This window comes from Thalassomonas sp. RHCl1 (genome assembly GCF_947387555.1).
Taxonomy (GTDB): Bacteria; Pseudomonadota; Gammaproteobacteria; order Enterobacterales; family Alteromonadaceae; genus Thalassomonas.
This window is the reverse complement of record NZ_CANDNZ010000022.1, coordinates 24,744-42,167: the sequence shown is the minus strand read 5'-3', so window position 1 is coordinate 42,167 and position 17,424 is coordinate 24,744. Positions and strand designations below refer to the sequence as shown.

General features: G+C 47.6%; 12 protein-coding genes. 9 read left to right on the top strand and 3 right to left on the bottom strand.

Annotation, left to right across the window (positions count from 1 at the left end; genetic code table 11):
* Window positions 1-9 precede the first annotated feature (9 nt).
* The 5 genes from QL234_RS30170 (at window position 10) to QL234_RS30150 (ending at window position 5,044) form a co-directional block, all read left to right on the top strand.
* The gene (locus QL234_RS30170) at window positions 10-1,404 is read left to right on the top strand and encodes a cbb3-type cytochrome c oxidase subunit I (RefSeq protein WP_281561434.1); all 1,395 of its coding nucleotides are present in this window, start codon (window positions 10-12) and stop codon (window positions 1,402-1,404) included.
* Between the two features lie 85 nt (window positions 1,405-1,489).
* Window positions 1,490-3,319 carry a VWA domain-containing protein gene (locus QL234_RS30165; protein ID WP_281561433.1) on the top strand — a complete coding sequence of 610 codons (1,830 nt, stop codon included), beginning with the start codon at window positions 1,490-1,492 and terminating at the stop codon, window positions 3,317-3,319.
* A 22-nt stretch (window positions 3,320-3,341) separates the two neighbouring features.
* Entirely contained in the window at window positions 3,342-4,121 is a 780-nt protein-coding gene (locus QL234_RS30160) for a CbbQ/NirQ/NorQ/GpvN family protein (protein WP_281561432.1), read from the top strand.
* Window positions 4,108-4,725 (top strand): cytochrome c oxidase subunit 3 family protein, encoded by a 618-nt coding sequence (locus QL234_RS30155; RefSeq protein WP_281561431.1) that lies wholly within the window; start codon window positions 4,108-4,110, stop codon window positions 4,723-4,725. The genes QL234_RS30160 and QL234_RS30155 overlap by 14 nt, the downstream gene beginning before the upstream one ends.
* A gap of 4 nt (window positions 4,726-4,729) precedes the next feature.
* Entirely contained in the window at window positions 4,730-5,044 is a 315-nt protein-coding gene (locus tag QL234_RS30150) for a cytochrome C oxidase subunit IV family protein (RefSeq protein ID WP_281561430.1), read from the top strand.
* 105 nt (window positions 5,045-5,149) lie between these two features.
* Here QL234_RS30150 and QL234_RS30145 read toward each other — a convergent pair whose 3' ends face one another.
* Together QL234_RS30145 and QL234_RS30140 are read right to left on the bottom strand one after the other, a co-directional pair.
* Window positions 5,150-5,500, bottom strand: a complete 351-nt coding sequence (locus tag QL234_RS30145) for a RidA family protein (protein WP_281561429.1) — start codon at window positions 5,498-5,500, stop codon at window positions 5,150-5,152.
* Window positions 5,501-5,672: 172 nt separating this feature from the next.
* Window positions 5,673-5,936, bottom strand: coding sequence for a hypothetical protein (locus tag QL234_RS30140; protein ID WP_281561428.1), 264 nt, complete (start codon window positions 5,934-5,936; stop codon window positions 5,673-5,675).
* A 279-nt stretch (window positions 5,937-6,215) separates the two neighbouring features.
* On the opposite strand from QL234_RS30140, the gene QL234_RS30135 reads away from it, so the two are divergent.
* Window positions 6,216-6,710 carry a MarR family transcriptional regulator gene (locus QL234_RS30135; RefSeq protein ID WP_281561427.1) on the top strand — a complete coding sequence of 165 codons (495 nt, stop codon included), beginning with the start codon at window positions 6,216-6,218 and terminating at the stop codon, window positions 6,708-6,710.
* 10 nt (window positions 6,711-6,720) lie between these two features.
* On the opposite strand, the gene QL234_RS30130 is transcribed toward QL234_RS30135, so the two are convergent.
* Window positions 6,721-8,664, bottom strand: coding sequence for a BCCT family transporter (locus QL234_RS30130; RefSeq protein ID WP_281561426.1), 1,944 nt, complete (start codon window positions 8,662-8,664; stop codon window positions 6,721-6,723).
* A 221-nt stretch (window positions 8,665-8,885) separates the two neighbouring features.
* On the opposite strand from QL234_RS30130, the gene QL234_RS30125 reads away from it, so the two are divergent.
* From QL234_RS30125 to QL234_RS30115, 3 genes are all read left to right on the top strand, one after another.
* Complete coding sequence (locus QL234_RS30125; protein WP_281561425.1) at window positions 8,886-11,285, top strand: TonB-dependent receptor; 2,400 nt, start codon at window positions 8,886-8,888, stop codon at window positions 11,283-11,285.
* A 75-nt stretch (window positions 11,286-11,360) separates the two neighbouring features.
* Window positions 11,361-13,316, top strand: a complete 1,956-nt coding sequence (locus tag QL234_RS30120) for a tetratricopeptide repeat-containing sulfotransferase family protein (protein ID WP_281561424.1) — start codon at window positions 11,361-11,363, stop codon at window positions 13,314-13,316.
* Window positions 13,317-14,008: 692 nt separating this feature from the next.
* Window positions 14,009-17,326 carry a sigma 54-interacting transcriptional regulator gene (locus QL234_RS30115; protein ID WP_281561423.1) on the top strand — a complete coding sequence of 1,106 codons (3,318 nt, stop codon included), beginning with the start codon at window positions 14,009-14,011 and terminating at the stop codon, window positions 17,324-17,326.
* Window positions 17,327-17,424: the final 98 nt, after the last annotated feature.

Below are 17,424 nucleotides of genomic sequence, written 5' to 3'. Positions count from 1 at the left end.
GAAGAGATAATGAAGTACAGCTCTCAAATGGTTGCAAAACCATATTTCATTTTTGCCCTGATATTATTTGCCGGCCAGATCCTGTTTGGCCTGTTAATGGGCATGCAATACATAGACGGCGATGTCGGCTTTCCGTACATTCCCTTTAACGTAGCCCGTATGGTGCATACCAACTTGCTGATAGTCTGGCTGCTGTTCGGCTTTATGGGGGCCAGTTATTACCTGGTGCCGGAAGAAGCCGAAACCGAACTCTACAGCCCGAAACTCGCCATGATCACCTTTTGGGTCTTTGCCGTAGCAGGCGTTGCCACCATCTTGGGTTACCTGCTGGTGCCTTATGCCGAACTGGCCAAGCTCACCCATAACGAAATACTGCCGACCATGGGACGCGAGTTCCTGGAGCAGCCGACCATTACCAAAATAGGTATAGTGCTGGTGTGTTTATCCTATGTCTTCAACATTGCCATGACCATCTTAAAAGGCCGTAAAACCGTGATCAATATGGTCTTAATTACCGGTCTGATAGGTCTGTCGGTATTCTTCCTGTTCTCCTTCTACAACCCGGAAAACCTGGTGTTAGACAAGTTCTTCTGGTGGTTTGTTATTCACCTCTGGGTAGAAGGCGTGTGGGAACTGATCATGGGCGCCCTGCTGGCCTTTGTCTTAATCAAGGTGACCGGGGTTGACCGCGAGCACATTGAAAAATGGTTGTACGTGATCATTGCTATGGCACTGATCTCAGGCTTGATCGGCATGGGGCACCACTTCTTCTTTATTGGTCCGCCGCCATACTGGTTATGGATGGGTTCGATATTCTCCGCCCTGGAGCCGGTACCTTTCTTTATGATGGTGTTATTTGCCTACAAGATGGTTAATGAAAGACGTCGCCAGCATGCCAACAAGGTTGCCGTTACCTGGGCCAAAGGCACGGCGGTGATGGCCTTCCTCGGCGCCGGTGTTTGGGGCTTCCTGCACACCCTGGCCCCGGTAAACTATTACACCCACGGCTCACAACTCACCGCAGCCCATGGTCATCTTGCCTTCTTCGGCGCTTATGCCATGGTGGTGATGTGTGTCATCTCCTACGCCATGCCGATTATGCGCGGACGCCCAGAAGGTAACTCGATAAAAGCCCAGAAAGTGGAACTGGTCGGTTTCTGGTTAATGTGTATCGGCATGATAGGCATCACCTTGGCGTTAACCGCAGCAGGTGCATGGCAGGTTGCCCTGCAACGTTTACCTGAGTCAGGTGAAGCATTGAACTTTATGTCCACACAAGACGAACTGATGTCCTTTTATTGGATACGGTTAATTTCCGGAGTTGTCTTCTCCTTAGGACTGGTGGCCTACTTCGCCAGCTTCTTTGTCGACAAAAAGCAAACGCAACAAGTCGCTATCGGCTAAGTTCACCCGCTACTAAAGCAACCGGCTGAGCAGCTCAGCCGGTTGCCACAGCATTATTCACTAAGGCGCAATAAGCGAGGGCAATATGGAAGAAGTCGTAGGAAAAATATGGGACAAATGGTTAACCCGGCAAGTATCCGCAGACCACCCTGCTGCCACTGTTAACTTGTGTGATATCCGATCACAATTGTTGCTGTTCTACCGTGCCATGGGCGGGGTAACCGCCAAAAGTATTGAAATAGCAGAAGGACAAAAACTCAAAGTTAAACGCACCACCTTACAAAAAGTTGCCGGCAGCCATCAGAAATTCTCTCTTGCCTGGCAGGATGAACGCAGCGTGCGTTTACCTGCAAGCCTGGCAATTTTTGCCGATAAAGACCTCAATGAAGCCCTCTATTTCTGGTTAGTGGCACTGGCGGCTAAAATGCCGATCATGACCCACTGGTTGCAAGACAACCAGGTAGCCACCATCAAGTTAATGGCCGATTACCCCGGGTTAAAACAAAGCTATCTGAAGCTTAGCCGGGCTTATCTGGCCGCCAGACCAGAGCCCGATACTTTATCCCCCCGGGACCGGGCTTTGGAAAAACAGATCCAGTCGGCTTTAAAAGTGCCCGGCATAGTGAACCATTTACCGGACGGCAAATATCAGCCCTTGCCGGTAAGCTTATGGCTTTATCCGCCGCTGACATGCCTGGCATCCAGACCCGATGATAAAGGATTGGAGCAAAATAATCCGGGACAGCGTAACCTACCTGATATTAAGGAAATAGAGCAGCGCAAGCAGGTGGACTACGTCGATGACGAGCGTAAAACCGACGGCTTTATGGCCTTTCAGGCTGAAGCCCTGGAAACCTGGACCGAACAGGTGAACCTGGATCGTTGCCAGAATGAAGACGATGATAACGACAACCTGGATGACATCGCCAAAGATCTCGATATTATCACCCTGTCCCGCCACCGCAAGGCCAAAGCCGCCAGGATCCGTTTCGACCTGGATTTACCCGCCGCAGAAAATGACGATTTGCGCCTGGGTGAAGGCATTCCCTTGCCGGAATGGAATTTTAAACAGCAACGCCTGGTAGAAAACAGCTGCTTTATCCAGACTATGCTGGCAGATGATGTAAAACCTGTGCCGCTTTCACAAAAACACCAGCTATTAAGCCGGGAAGTTTCACAGCTGTTCTTAGCTATCGGCTTAAACCGTACCAGGAGAAAAGCCCAGGCAACGGGGGATGAATTAGATCTCGATGCCTGGATAAGCGAGCAAAGCCGTCCGGTAAAAGACAGCAGCAAACAAAACTACTTTATTGATAGCCGGGATAACTTTCGTGACGTCAATTGTCTGATCCTGGCGGACTTATCCCTTTCCACCGAAGGCCATATCAATAACGAACAAAAGGTAATCGATGTTATCCGCGACAGCCTGATCGTCTTTAGTGAGGCCTTAAACCAGCTCAATGATGAATTTGCCATTTACGGCTTTTCATCGGTGCGCAGCCAGCATGTTCGCTACCATATCCTCAAGAACTTCAACATGCGTTACAACGATCATGTCAGGGGCAGGATCAGCCGGATTGAGCCCGGTTACTATACCCGTATGGGCGCCGCCATCCGCCAGTCAAGCAAACTGCTGCTCGACAGAGGCGCCGACAATAAAATTCTGTTATTACTCACCGACGGCAGGCCCAACGATCTCGACCAGTATGAAGGCCGCTACGGCCTGGAAGATACCCGCCAGGCCATTATCGAAGCCCGGCAGGCGGGCCTGGTGCCCTATTGCGTCACCATAGACCAAAAAGCCCATGACTATTTACCTTTTTTATTCGGCCATAACGGTTTTGCCATCGTTAATGACGCAACACAATTGCCGAAAGTCTTGCCGAAAATTTATTTAAACCTGACCAAAAACTAATAGCGAACAGAAAGTGGAGAAGATGATGAACAATACATGTTATTACCAGGTACAAGGTGACGAAGTGGAAATATTCAACTATTGCGTAGAGCACGATCTGCCCGCATTGATCAAAGGCCCCACCGGCTGCGGTAAAACCCGCTTTGTCGAATATATGGCGCAGGAGTTGAACCGCCCCATCACTACCATCTCCTGCCACGATGACTTAACCGCCGCCGATCTGATCGGTCGCCACCTGATCAGCCCCGACGGCACCTACTGGCAGGATGGCCCCCTCACCCGGACGGTGAGAAATGGCGGCATCTGCTACCTGGATGAAATTATCGAAGCAAGAAAAGATACTACCGTGGTCTTGCACTCGTTAACCGACCACAGGCGCGAATTACATATCGAACGCACCGGGGAAGTGATCAAGGCCCACAAAGACTTTGTTTTGGTGGTTTCTTATAACCCCTCTTACCAAAATATCATGAAAGGCCTTAAACCCAGTACCCGGCAGCGTTTTGTCGGCATGAGCTTTGATTATCCCGAAGCGGAAAAAGAGATTGAAATACTGATTCATGAAAGCAAAGTAGACAAAGAAACCGCCAGTCAACTGGTGAAGCTGGCCAGCGATATCAGGCGTTTGACCGACTTAGACCTTAAAGCCGCCGTATCAACCCGCTTGCTTATTTATACTGCCAAAATGCTGAGTAGCGGCTGTAATATCAGCAAAGCCTGCCGCCACTGCATTATCGAACCGTTAACGGACGAACCGGAAACCGTTAAAGCACTAGAGAAGCTGGTACATGCATACTTCTAACCCGGCCCTGGATGAGTTAACTCCCTCAATAACAGAGCCGAAGACTAAAGCAGCAAAAACGCCCGGATCTGTCGCTGTCTGGGTATTTATTTACGCAGAATTAGCCGAGTTCGGTTTTTTCTTTATTGGTTTCCTAATCGCCAAACTGTATTTTTCAGTGGAGTTTTACCAGGGCCCGGCGCAAATAAGTACCATCACCGGCTTACTCAATACCCTGGTACTGCTAAGCAGCAGCTTCTTCGTTGCCCGGGCGGTAAAAGCCATCAAACGCGGCGACAAAAACCGTACCCTGATGTGGCTGATGTTTACCATAGCCGCCGGTATCGGCTACTGTCTGATCAAAAGCTGGGAATACCAACTCAACGAGCAGGCAGGGATCAGCCCGCGCACCAACTATTATTTTGCCAGCTATTACTACATTACCTTCAACCACTTGCTGCATGTAATGGTCGGCACCTGCACCATCATTTTTACCGCGGTATTAACAGCAATCGGTTATTACAACCAGTCATCCCATGAAGGCCTGGAAAGTGCCGCCAGTTACTGGCATATGATAGATCTGGTGTGGATCCTGATTTTCCCATTGATTTATGTTTTAAGGTGAACAAATGCTAACGAACCTGTACCGAAGCGCCCATAAACATTTTTCGGAGCAAACCTTCAATATCTGGCTGCGCCTTATCGCCCTGACCCTGCTCAGCGCCGCCATAGCCGAGACCGGTAACAGCAGTGTTGCCGCCACGGTTTTCGTTTGCCTGATTGTGATAGTCAAAGCACATTGGGTGATAGATGTATTTATGGGACTAAAACATACTTCCCCGCTGACCCGCAGGATAGTCAAAGGCTACTTTTACGGCATGACCCTACTGGTTGGAGTAATAGTTGCCTATTCGCAAATATCATTTCAGGGACTTGGCCAATAGTAAACATACTGAAAGCCTGAACACGGCAGGTAAAAAATAATGACACAAATATCATATATGGAAGAAAACCGGCTCTCACGCCGGATCTATTATGCAGGGATAAGTTTATTTTTCTGCGGCAACCACGGAAATTTCCACCAAAAGCTCTTCTCGCGCCATATTAGCGGTAACACAGGCCCGGGCAGGTGCATGTCCCTGCGGTACCCAACTATCCCAAACCGCATTCATTTCGCCAAAATAACTCATGTCTTTAACATAAATAGTGGCAGATAAAATATGCTCGCGGTCGCTGCCCGCCTCTTCAAGCAAGGCGTCGACTTTCATTAACATGGTTTGCGTCTGCTCGGTTATTCCCTGAGTAGAATCGGTACAAACTTGGCCACACAGATAAATCACACCATTATGTTTCACTACCCGACTCATACGCTGTTTAGTGTCGATTCGTTCAATAGTCATCTCGGAAGTTCCTTGTCTGACTTATATTTCAGGCATAAAAAATAGCGTAAGCGGCTTTGTTGATTTTTGCCATTTTCTTTTAGAAAAAGACAGTGAAAAAACCTGGGAAAGTAAACTTTAACAGATATCGGGACGCCCCCTCAGGTGGCGCCCCTGGCAAATCCTCCTTAATTTAACCGGCGGATTTTACAGCGTCATAAACCCTTTGGCATTCAGCCAGCGCAGGTGCCAACCCAGGATTTTCCATTGCCGGAGTGCCGGGTATCAAAACAATCGGCGGATATTGGTCATAAGCCTTACTTGTACAGGTCAGATACTGTTGAAAAAGAAGTAAATCTTTCTCATCTAATTCCGGCAAAACAAGATCATTCGCCTGCGCACTCACTGCAGCCATGGCCAGAACACCGCCTAACAAACACTTTTTAATCATCTTCATTTTTATTCCTTTATCATAAAATAAACTTGCAAATACAGCCTGCATATTCAAACACACAAGCCTTATTGCAACCTTAAGAAACACAGATAAAAAAAGTGTTGCTAAAAAATATCAGCTTTTAAGAAAATAATGGCAAACAGGACTGACAGGACTGTTTTTAATCTCAGTTCTTTTTTAGCAGCCCCGCAAAACAGCTACCCGCTAGTACCAAGAGAGTAATTACAATTTAAACTGTTAAATGCTATCCTTTGCGAATATTTAAATTCAGATCATTATCGAATGGAAAAATACGAAGAACTCTTGGTATCAATTCGCAAAGTCATTCGCGCAATTGATTTGCATTCCAAGCAACTTAATAAATCCTCCGGCCTCACCGGCCCGCAACTCTTGATTATGCAGGAAATAGCAAGAGTAAAAGGTGTCACCGCCAGCCAGATTGCCAAAAGCATTAACTTGAGTGCGGCAACCGTTACCAATATTTTGGACAGATTAGAACATAAAGGACTTATTAACCGGGTGCGCAGCACCGAAGATAAACGCAGGGTCAGTTTATTTTTGGCAGAAAAAGGACGTAATTCCTTAATCGACGCCCCTCAGCCATTGCAAGAGCACTTTATCCAAAACTTTTGTAGTCTTGAAGACTGGGAGCAATCCTTGCTCTTGTCATCCATGCAGCGCATTGCCACTATGATGGATGCCAATGAACTTGATGCCGCCCCTGTGCTGGAAATTGATCCTATGCACATGAGTACGGCAACACAGAATGAAGAATAGCGAAGTTTCGCTATTCTCTTAGCAAATGCAAAAAGTGCATATGCTTTTGATACTGCTCGATCACATCATTGATAACCGCAACTTCTGACCAGCCCATAATATCGTAATCCTGTCCCCCTTCAAGCAGGTGAACTTCTGCCCGGTAGTAGCTTTCGCTGTCTTCCAGGGTAAAATCAGGCTGGGCCAGTTTCTTTTTATGGACACCGTAAATAAAGTCATGCTCATCGCCGTGAAAAACCTTAAAGGCCAGCCCCGCTTCCTTCACAGAAATCTCCGCACTGATATTATTGGTTTCAAACTGTTCTTTGAGTTTTTCAAAAGCTTTTTTAACGGTTTTATTAATAAAGGCATCCGCATTTTTCTTATCCGGCGTTGACACTATATTGTCCAGCTTTTCACGCCAGTTATCGGCCTTAGCATAGCAGTTCGTCGGCACGACATTAATTTGCAGACTTTCGCGTTTTGCCGATTCTATTCTCAGGGCTTTTATTAAGCCAAAGCAGGCCATTAGCAGCACCACAGAAAAGGGCAAGGCACTGGCTATGGTCATGGTTTGCAAGGCATCCAACCCACCCGCCAGGCTCAAAACCGCAGCAACAACACCAACACCGAGCGCCCAAAAAAGCCTTTGCCATAAAGGAGTGTCGTTACGTCCGTTTGAACACAGCATATCTATCACCATGGCCCCGGAATCACAGGAAGTCACAAAGAAAATCACTATCATCAGGATGGAAAGTCCGGTCAGGGCAGTCGCCCAGGGGAAATTCTCCAAAAACACAAACAAGCCTACGGCTGAGTTTTGCCCTATCATGGTTGTCAGCTCAGTAACCCCCTGATCCACCACCAGGGAAATGGCCGAATTGCCGAAAATCGTCATCCACAACAAGGTAAACGCGGTAGGCACCAGCATAACACCGATCACAAATTCCCGGATGGTTCTGCCTTTGGAAATCCGGGCAATAAACAGGCCGACAAACGGCGCCCAGGCCAGCCACCAGCCCCAATAGAAGATGGTCCAGCCGCCAATCCAGCTTTTCTTTTCATAGGCAAATAAGTTAAAGGTATTGGAAACAATATCGGACAGATATGCCCCGATATTTTGCACATAAGCCTGTAATAGAAACACAGTCGGGCCTAACACGAAGATCAGCAATAACAGCACTACCGCCAGGCCCATATTAATTTCTGACAGGATCTTGATACCTTTATCCAGCCCGGTGGCCACGGAAATGGAAGCAAATGCGGTGATCACCACCATGATCAGCACCTGGTTGCTTTGGCTGACTTCGGTTGAAAAAAGATAATTCAGACCGGCATTGACCTGGGAGGCCCCTAAGCCGAGAGAGGTGGCGACACCAAAGACCGTACTGACCACGGCAAAAGTATCGACTAAATGACCCGGCCAGCCATAAATGCGATCGCCGATAATAGGATGCAGGGCGGAGCGCAAGGTCAGCGGTAATTTATGCCGGTAACAGAAATAAGCCAGTATCAAAGCAACGATGGCATAGATGGCCCAGGCATGCAGTCCCCAGTGGAAAAAGGTAATTTTCATCGCCTCTTTCACCGACGCCAGCGAGCCCTGCTCTGCCGTTGGCGGCGAAAGATAATGCATGATCGGCTCGGCAACACCAAAGAACATCAAACCTATGCCCATACCGGCGGCAAACAGCATAGAAAGCCAGGTAGAGAGTTTATAGTCGGGACTGATGTGATCCGGCCCCAGCTTTATCGAGCCAAACCTGGACATGCTCAAATAAATGACAAACCCGAGGATAACGGCAACCGTCAGCACATAAAACCAGCTGCCGTTAGCAATGATCCCCGCCTGGATATTGGAAAACAACCCGCTGGCGATATCCGGCGTGAAAATGGTAAACAGCAATAGGCCGATGATCAGCAAGGACGATGTAAGAAACACCGGGGGGTTTATCTTCGAAACATCTAGCTTCATAAAACTTCTACTACATATAATTAGAATTCAAATCATTGTACAGCATGGCTTAAAACATCACAAAAAGTTAAAACCTTTTAAATATGATTTACATAGACAATGATGCTACCCTTATTTGTTATAACACTAAGTAATATTGATGAATATCCTCCGATAGGAGCCAACTATATTACTTAGAGTTGTTATAAAAAATTTAATAAACATCATTCCATGGGAAAACTATGTTTCAACGTAAAGCAATAACATGTGCTGTACTCTCCGCCTTAGGTCTATCCACCCCTTTCTCGACAATGGCAGATACCAAAGAAATCGAAGTCATTGAAGTCACCGCTACCAAACGGGTACAAAGCATCCAGTCTACCCCTGTCTCCGTTCAGGCGATGAGCGATGCCGACTTAGCAGACAACAATATCGGCAACTTTGACGACTTTGTCCGCTATATGCCCAATGTCACCGTCGGCGGCAGAGGCCCGGGCCAGGCGGACGTTTTTATCCGTGGCATGGCCATTCAGCCGATCAGCGTAATGTTATCCGGGGCACAGGGCACCAGCCCGAATGTTGCTTTATATGTCGACGAACAACCGGTGACCGCACCGGGACGTAATTTAGATGTTTATGCCACAGATCTGGAAAGGATCGAGGTATTGGCAGGGCCGCAAGGCACTTTATTCGGCGCCAGCTCACAGGCGGGTACCGTACGCTATATCACCAAAAAGCCCGATACCGATACCTTTGAAGCCGGCTTTACCTCCGGCATAGCCAACACCCATAAGGGTGAAATGAGTACCAATGTTGAAGGTTTCATTAATTTACCCGTCACCGACGATCTCGCCTTCAGGGCCGCGCTATACAGTGTCAATAAAGGCGGTTATATCGATAATGTCGCCGGTGAATTCACTTTAGATCCCAGCATCAATACCGAGGTCGCCGACAGCGTTAAAGGGCTACCGGAAGATACCGTCTATCAAAGCGCCGCCAACACCTCTTTGGTTGAAAAAGACTTTAACGACAGTTTTTATAAAGGCGCCCGCCTTGGCCTTAAATACGACATCAATAGCGACTGGGAGCTGTTAGTACAACATGCCCAGCAGGAATTAGGCGCCGACGGAGTGTTTGATTACGACCCGGAAGTGGGCGATCTTGAAGTACAGCGTTACTTCCCCGATAAATTAAGGGATGAATTTTCGCAAACTTCCTGGACGGTGAGCGGCACCATTAATGATCTCGAACTGGTGTACACCGGAGCCTTTCTCGACCGGGAAGTCGAGCAGGCCATAGATTACACCGGCTACAACAACAGCGGTGCCTTCATCCCCTGGTATACCTGTAGTTATGCCTCTGAAGAAGTGAGCTACCGCGAATGTTTAGATCCCACCAAAGGTTTTAAAGGTCAGCAAGACCAAACCCGGATCACCCATGAGTTTCGCATCGCCACAGATGCCGAGCAGCCGCTGCGCTTTATTGGCGGTGTCTACTACGATGACTTTGAAATAGAAACACAAGACGATTTTGTTTACCAGGCTACCCCACAGCTGGGTTTCGTACCGAATGCCCCTATTTCCGGTGCCAACAATATCAACCCTAATGCCAGGGCTCCCGGGGTCGCTTTCTTTAACGACATTACCCGCACCGAAGAACAGATTGCCGTCTTTGGTGAGTTGTCATACGACTTAACCGATGATTTGACCGTAACCGCCGGCCTGCGCTGGTATGAGATCGAATCCGACTTTACCGGCTCGTCCAACTTTGCCGAAAAAGGGGTCGATGGCGACAGCGGCCGGGATTATGACAGCTCGGGCGGCCACTCCGACAAGCCGCTCAAAAGCGACGATACCATCACCAAATTCAATATCAGCTACCAGGCAACAGAAGATATCCTGCTTTATGCCACATACTCCGAAGGCTTCAGGCCCGGCGGCTTTAACCGCGGCGGCGGCATAGCATCGGCAAATCCGGCATTTCCGGACGTAGAAGTGACCTATGATACCGACGATGTCACCAACTATGAATTCGGCTGGAAGGCGATGTTACTGGATAATACCCTGCGCTTTAACGCCAACCTCTACTATATCGAATGGGACGATATGCAGGTATCGCGCTTTGACCCGGTTAACGTCTCGATACTCACCTTTATTGAAAATGCCGCCGATTCAGAAATTAAGGGTTTTGAAGGCGACATCGCCTGGCAGGCCACTGACAATTTAACCTTATTGGCTGCCTTCTCTTATAACGATACCGAATTAACCGCCTTAAATGCCCAGGTAATAGAAATGGCGCCCATAGGCAGCTCCCTGCCGCTGACCCCTGAATTTCAGGGCAACCTGCGCGCCAGGTATGACTGGGAAGTAGGCGAGTACATGGTCAACTGGCAGGTTGCCGGCCAATATGCCGGCAGCTCTTACAGCTCTATTGTTGACAGCGAAAGACAAAAGCAGGACAGCTACACCCTGTTAAACGCTTCGATAGGCATAGAAAAAGAAAGCTGGTCGGCGAAAGTTTATATTGATAACTTAACCGACAAACGGGCCGAACTCTTTATCAATAATCAAGACGATATCCCCAGAGTCTCCACCAACCGGCCACGAACCATGGGCTTAAGCTTTACTTATACCTATTACTGATAGATAGTAATGGATAGTGATAGGTACTAATAAAAAACCAATAAAGTCCCGCTAGGCGGGACTTTTTAATTAACTATGCATATTCCTGAAACCGCGTCGATACAAAAGCAGATCCAGCAAGGGCGTTTTACCGTTGCTTTAGCCTTATGTAAACAAGCACTTGAAAATAAACCAAGCGATACCGAAGTACTGTATCTGGCCGCCGTCTGCTGTCGCTACCTGGAACAATACAATGATGCAAGCCACTTTCTTAGCCAGCTGGTGCAACTGCTGCCGGGTTATGGCCGGGCCTATCAGGAACTGGGGCATATCTACCGGGCAACCGGGGAAAATCAACAGGCTCTGAAAAATTACCTGCTGGCAGTAAAACGCAACCCTTCGCTGCACGCCAGCTGGCAGGCGGTAAGCGAACTGACAGACAATAGCGACGAACAAAGTACAGCCACGCATAACCTGAATTATTTAAAACACCTGCCAAAAGCACTGGCAAGTGTGCTCAGCTTTATTTATGAAGACAGGCTGGAAAAAGCCGAAAAACTCTGCCGCCACTTTATGCTGCAGCATCCCAAGCATGTTGAAGGTATGCGCCTGCTAGCAAAAATTGCCGAAAAACACCATGTATTGGACGATGCGGAATTTTTACTGGAAACCGCCTTGCAATTAGAGCCGGAAAATCACTGGCTGCAATTTGATTACGTCAATATTCTCCACCACAGGCAAAAATTCGAATCCGCTTATGTGCAGGCCCTGATGCTAAGCGAACGTTTGCCTGAAGATAGCGCCAGCCAGCTAACCCTGGCAAACCAGGAGGCGGCAATTGGCAAATATGATGAAGCCATTACCCGTTACCAGGCACTGATCAGCAAAGACCAAAACAATGCCTTATTGCCGCTGTTATTAGGCCATGCTTATAAAACCGTCGGCCAACAGCAGGAAGCGATAAACTGCTATTTATCATCCATCAGGCTCAATAAATCGTTCGGCGACCCCTACTGGAGCCTGGCCAATCTGAAAACCTTTTCGTTCCCGCAAGCGTTAATCGAACAAATGTTATCTGTGGTAACGCAGCAGGCTAACCACAGTGAAGATATGGTGCATTTGCATTTTGCCTTAGGTAAAGCCTTTGAAAACCAGCAAGCTTTTGAGCGCTCTTTTAAACACTATCAAGCGGGCAATAAAATTAAGCGGGCATTAGTCAACTATGACAGCGAGGTGATGGCCAACAACTTCTCGCTGCAAAAGCAGTTTTTCACCGCATCGCAGGTAAATTCGCTGCATGGCATGGGAGAGCAAGCCGAAGATCCCATTTTTGTATTAGGCCTGCCCCGCACCGGCTCCACCCTAGTGGAGCAAATACTGTCTTCCCATTCACAGATAGACGGTACCTTAGAGCTGCCCAATATATTGGCGTATGTGCAAGAGCTTAACGGCCGCAAGTTCAAACACACTGCTGCCAGATATCCCAAGGTACTGGCGGAGCTTTCTGCCGATGAGTTAGCCCATTTTGGCCAGCGCTACCTCAAAGAAACGCAGATTCACCGAAAAGGCGCGGCTTATTTTATTGATAAAATGCCCAACAACTTTCGCCATATCGGCCTGATAAAAGCCATATTGCCCAACGCCAAAATCATCGATACCCGGCGGGAGCCATTGTCCTGTTGCTTTAGTGTCTACAAACAGCTGTTTGCCGAAGGGCAGGAGTTTAGCTACTCCTTTGACGATATTGCCAGGTATTATCAAGGCTACGTAGATTTGATGGCTCACTGGCACCAGGTTTACCCGGGGCAGATTTTAACACTGGATTACGAGGCGTTAGTGGCCTCGCCCACCGAAACAATCACCAAGCTATTTGATTATGTAGGCTTGCCGCTTGAACCAGGATGTCTGGAGTTTTATAAAACCAAAAGAGCGGTCAGAACCGCCAGCTCTGAGCAGGTACGACAGCCCATTAATCAAAAGGGTGTTGAGCAATGGAAACATTACGAGCCCTATCTGGCGGAGCTTAAGGCGACATTAGCTGGAATAAGCTAGGGTCAATTATTTCCTCTGGATATGAACCCCCTACGCTCTAAAACAGGAAAAATACCTCTATCCACTGAAGCCGGTAAATATAAACTGCCGGAAAAGCTACTTCAGCAACTTGAAAAGCAGTCACCTTGATTTTAAAACCGCTACTGGCTCAATCGCCCTGTTTAGGCGTAATATTCATCTCCTCTTGATTGATAACAATGCTGACCTTTTTGCCGACAGTAAAACCGGTCTTGTTTACATTAGGCCAGGAAAGGTTTGCCTTCAAAAAACTCGGTAAAACTCAGAGTTACCCTGCCCCCGGACAGAAAATTTTTAAGGCAGAGCTTCCTTCTCGTCAACCTTCTGTTATCAGCCCTCCTGAAAAACCCAAATACAACATAAATAACCGCAGGCAAAGGCCAGGATAAAAGTGTGCAGATGAACAGAATTAACCTTAACTGAAATCGCTTCTGAAAATTTCATAAAAAAGATGCAGTTGAAGAAAAATGCCAATTAACTGCCAAAATTTCACAACATCAGCTCTCTGCATGATTAATACATCGCAGACAAGCAAAGATTTTATTTTGCTATCTGCCATCAAACCAAGCATTCAAAACAGCCATTGACGATTTAAGCCACCACCTCAGCGCAACTTAATAAAAGAGTTAATAACAAATCAAGCTACACTTACTAATAATAACTCAATAATAAACATGAAGAATGTTCTATCTATAGGGGAATATAAAGTGAATACACTGCTGTATTTACGAAATGCCGCCTGGGTATCACTAAGCTTTATCATTTTAGGGAAACTCGGATGCTTGTTAGCAATCCCTCCCGGGTATGCGACCGCGATATTCCCCTCATCCGGCATTGCACTCTATGCTTTGCTAGTTTTCGGCGTTCGTCTGTGGCCCGCAGTTTTCATCGGTTCCGGCCTGTTAAGTCTGTGGATCGGTATGGAGAACGGCGCAGCCGACGCCATGCAGGTAGTCGTGATAAGTGCACTGGCGATAGCATTGGCTTCCACCCTGCAAGCTTTAGCCGCTTATACCTTAATAAAAAAGAAGCTAGGGTTACCACTGACGTTAGTGAAAACCCGCGATATCGTACTGTTTACCGCAGTACTGGCCCCTGCTAGCAGTTTAATAAGCTCAAGCCTGGGTGTCACAATTTTAATGATCAGTTCGCAGATCAGCAGCGAACAATGGCTATTTTCCTGGTTTACCTGGTGGGTAGGCAACACCGTGGGCTTACTGCTCCTGGTACCCATAGCCTTATCTTGTCACGGGTTTCCACGCTCCATTTGGCACCCCAGACGGGTATTTATTGCCTTGCCGCTGTCACTGCTAACCATATTGATTGTCGTAGTATTTTCCTTTATGAGCCGACTTGAGCAAGAAAAAATCAGTACTAATTTTTTAAAAAAATCGGAATTACACCAAAAAGCCCTAAAGTATTCCCTGGATCAATACCTGGATGCACTTTATGCGCTGCAAAATTATATCTCCGGCGATAGCCAGCTCAGTCACAGCAAGTTTTCTCAATTTGCCAACGGGTTGTTAAAACGAAACAGCGGTATCCATGCCCTGTCCTGGAATCCCGTGGTGAGTAAGGCACAACGACAGTTGTTTGAATTGCACGCAGCACATGAACTGGGAGACGATTTTCAAATCGTGGAACGAGATCAAAATAACCAGCTAATCACCGCAACAGCACGGGCACGCCATGTAGTGGTGAAATATATTCAGCCGTTAAAGGGCAATGAAAGCGCCGTTGGCTTTGATGTCAATTCCAACAAAACCAGACAGGCGGCTTTGCGTCAAGCCGAAATATTGGCCAAAGCCGTGGGTACCGCCCGCATAACCCTGGTACAGGAAACACAAAAGCAATCGGGCTTACTGGTATTTCTACCGGTCTTTTACCAGACGCAGGTTAAATCTTTGCGAGGTTATGTGGTTGGCGTTTTTCGTATCGGTGCATTACTTAACACTATTTTTGATATACAAGCCTTTGATAGCCTGTACGCAACCTTAGCCGACAAAACCGACAAGCACAGCCCACCGGTTAACCTGGCAAGTTTTGGCAGCGGCAGCCAACAGTCCCTAACCGCTGACTCGGTGACTTTTGCCATTTCCTTTGCCGAACGAGACTGGCAATTGAATGTCACACCATCGGTTTATGCCATCGAAGAACAACGCAGCTTAAACTCCTGGTTTATCCTGACCAGCATTTTTGCTATTGCCGCCTTAGGTTCGGCACTGCTGCTATTTTTGACAGGCAGAACCTTTGAAGTGAGCTCACTGGTGCGCCTTAAAACGGCTGAGTTAAAGGACAGCGAAGCCAAAACCAGGGCAATCCTGACCACAGCCGTCGACGCCATCATCACCATTGATAATAAGGGTATTATTGAATCGGCAAATCCCGCAGCCTATAAGCTTTTCGGCTACACAGCCAACGAACTTCAGGGCAAAAATATCAAGATTTTAATGCCTGAGCATATTCGCGTGAACCATGATCAGTTTCTGGAAAAGTACTATCAAAGCGGAGAGCGAAAGGTCATCGGCAGCACCCGGGAATTGCTTGCCCAGGATAAGCAAGGCTCACCAATCCATATCTCATTAAGTGTCAGCGAAGTGCGTTTAGCTGGAAGAACCATCTTTACCGGGGTAGTCCATGATCTCAGTGAACAGAAAAAAATACAGCTTGCCCTGGAAATCACCCTGGAGCAACTACAGGAGTCCCGGGACAATTTACTCTTAACCCTGAATCAATTCAGGGTGGCAACACTTATCGTCAACAAACAAGGGGTTATCGAATTTGCCAGCGAATCATGCCACACCTTGCCTGGCTGGAGAGAAAAATCTCCGATCGGCAAAAGCTGGCTGTCGGTGCTGCCCTTCTCGCCAGAAGCCCGGCATCAGCTGGAAAAAGCACTGGCAGGAGATATCAGCGAACAGCGGATATCGGTAAATTGGGCTACGGACCACCAAAATCAATACTGGGTGGATATCGACATTAAAAAAGATCCGAACGATCTTAAGCGGCATATTCTTTACATGTATGACGTTTCTGAGATCCACGTGTTAAGAGAGCAAATCAATGTCACCCATTATGGTAAAATGCTTGGCCAATCCCAGCCGATGCAGAAACTGTATCAAGAACTTGAACAGCTTGCCGCCGGAGACTGGAATGTCTTGATTGAAGGTGAAACAGGTACAGGTAAGGAGTTAGCCGCCCGGGCTATCCACGCCTCAAGCCAACGCAAGCAAGGGCCGTTTATTGCTGTCAATACCGCAGGTCTCACAGAAACACTGCTTGCCAGCCAGTTATTTGGCCACAAAAAAGGCTCCTTCACCGGCGCCATTCAGGATCAAAAAGGACTGTTCGAGTCTGCCGCAAACGGAACCTTGTTTCTCGATGAAATAGGGGATATCTCACCGTCAATCCAGAAAAGCCTGCTACGCGTACTCCAGGAAAAGGAAATCATGCGCCTGGGGGATAACAAAACTATTGCCGTTAATGCCCGGGTGATTGCAGCAACCAACAAAAACCTGCAAATCGAAGTCAATGAAAAAAGGTTCCGGGAAGATCTGTTTTATCGCCTGCGGGTTGGCCGGGTTGAGATGCCGCCATTAAGAGTCCGCAACGGTGATATCGCGCTGCTGATCGAATATTTTCTTTCAGAAAGCCGGATTTTGGCCGGAAAACCAGCCATCAAGGTCGATAAACAGGTCATGGATACCCTCCGCCAATATCCCTGGCCCGGCAATATCCGTGAACTTAAAAACCTTGTGGAGTATGTCGTTATTCATTGCCAGGAAGATTATATCAGGCTGAGCCACCTTCCCCCTGAATTATTCACCCATAACCAGCAGACTAACAATCATGCACCCGAAGAGGATGAACGTTGCCGTATCATCGATGCGCTCAAAACCACAGGTGGCAAACGTAGCCGGGCAGCCGAGTTATTAGGGATCAGCCGGGCAACCTTTTACCGAAAAATCAAAGAGCACGATATTCAACTTTAATAGCTAACCTTTATGCCGAACCTTTGCCAAAAAGCATAAAAAGAGTGTCTCAAAAGTGTCTCATGATACAAGTTTTCTCACAAAAAAATGTCTCCCGC

Excerpts from the sequence above, each read along its gene's own strand:
- QL234_RS30130 (WP_281561426.1), bottom strand. The coding sequence starts at position 8,664 with ATGAAGCTAGATGTTTCGAAGATAAACCCCCCGGTGTTTCTTACATCG.
- QL234_RS30170 (WP_281561434.1), top strand. The coding sequence starts at position 10 with ATGAAGTACAGCTCTCAAATGGTTGCAAAACCATATTTCATTTTTGCC.
- QL234_RS30125 (WP_281561425.1), top strand. The coding sequence starts at position 8,886 with ATGTTTCAACGTAAAGCAATAACATGTGCTGTACTCTCCGCCTTAGGT.
- QL234_RS30160 (WP_281561432.1), top strand. The coding sequence starts at position 3,342 with ATGATGAACAATACATGTTATTACCAGGTACAAGGTGACGAAGTGGAA.
- QL234_RS30135 (WP_281561427.1), top strand. The coding sequence starts at position 6,216 with ATGGAAAAATACGAAGAACTCTTGGTATCAATTCGCAAAGTCATTCGC.
- QL234_RS30145 (WP_281561429.1), bottom strand. The coding sequence starts at position 5,500 with ATGACTATTGAACGAATCGACACTAAACAGCGTATGAGTCGGGTAGTG.
- QL234_RS30140 (WP_281561428.1), bottom strand. The coding sequence starts at position 5,936 with ATGAAGATGATTAAAAAGTGTTTGTTAGGCGGTGTTCTGGCCATGGCT.
- QL234_RS30165 (WP_281561433.1), top strand. The coding sequence starts at position 1,490 with ATGGAAGAAGTCGTAGGAAAAATATGGGACAAATGGTTAACCCGGCAA.
- QL234_RS30150 (WP_281561430.1), top strand. The coding sequence starts at position 4,730 with ATGCTAACGAACCTGTACCGAAGCGCCCATAAACATTTTTCGGAGCAA.
- QL234_RS30115 (WP_281561423.1), top strand. The coding sequence starts at position 14,009 with ATGAAGAATGTTCTATCTATAGGGGAATATAAAGTGAATACACTGCTG.
- QL234_RS30120 (WP_281561424.1), top strand. The coding sequence starts at position 11,361 with ATGCATATTCCTGAAACCGCGTCGATACAAAAGCAGATCCAGCAAGGG.
- QL234_RS30155 (WP_281561431.1), top strand. The coding sequence starts at position 4,108 with ATGCATACTTCTAACCCGGCCCTGGATGAGTTAACTCCCTCAATAACA.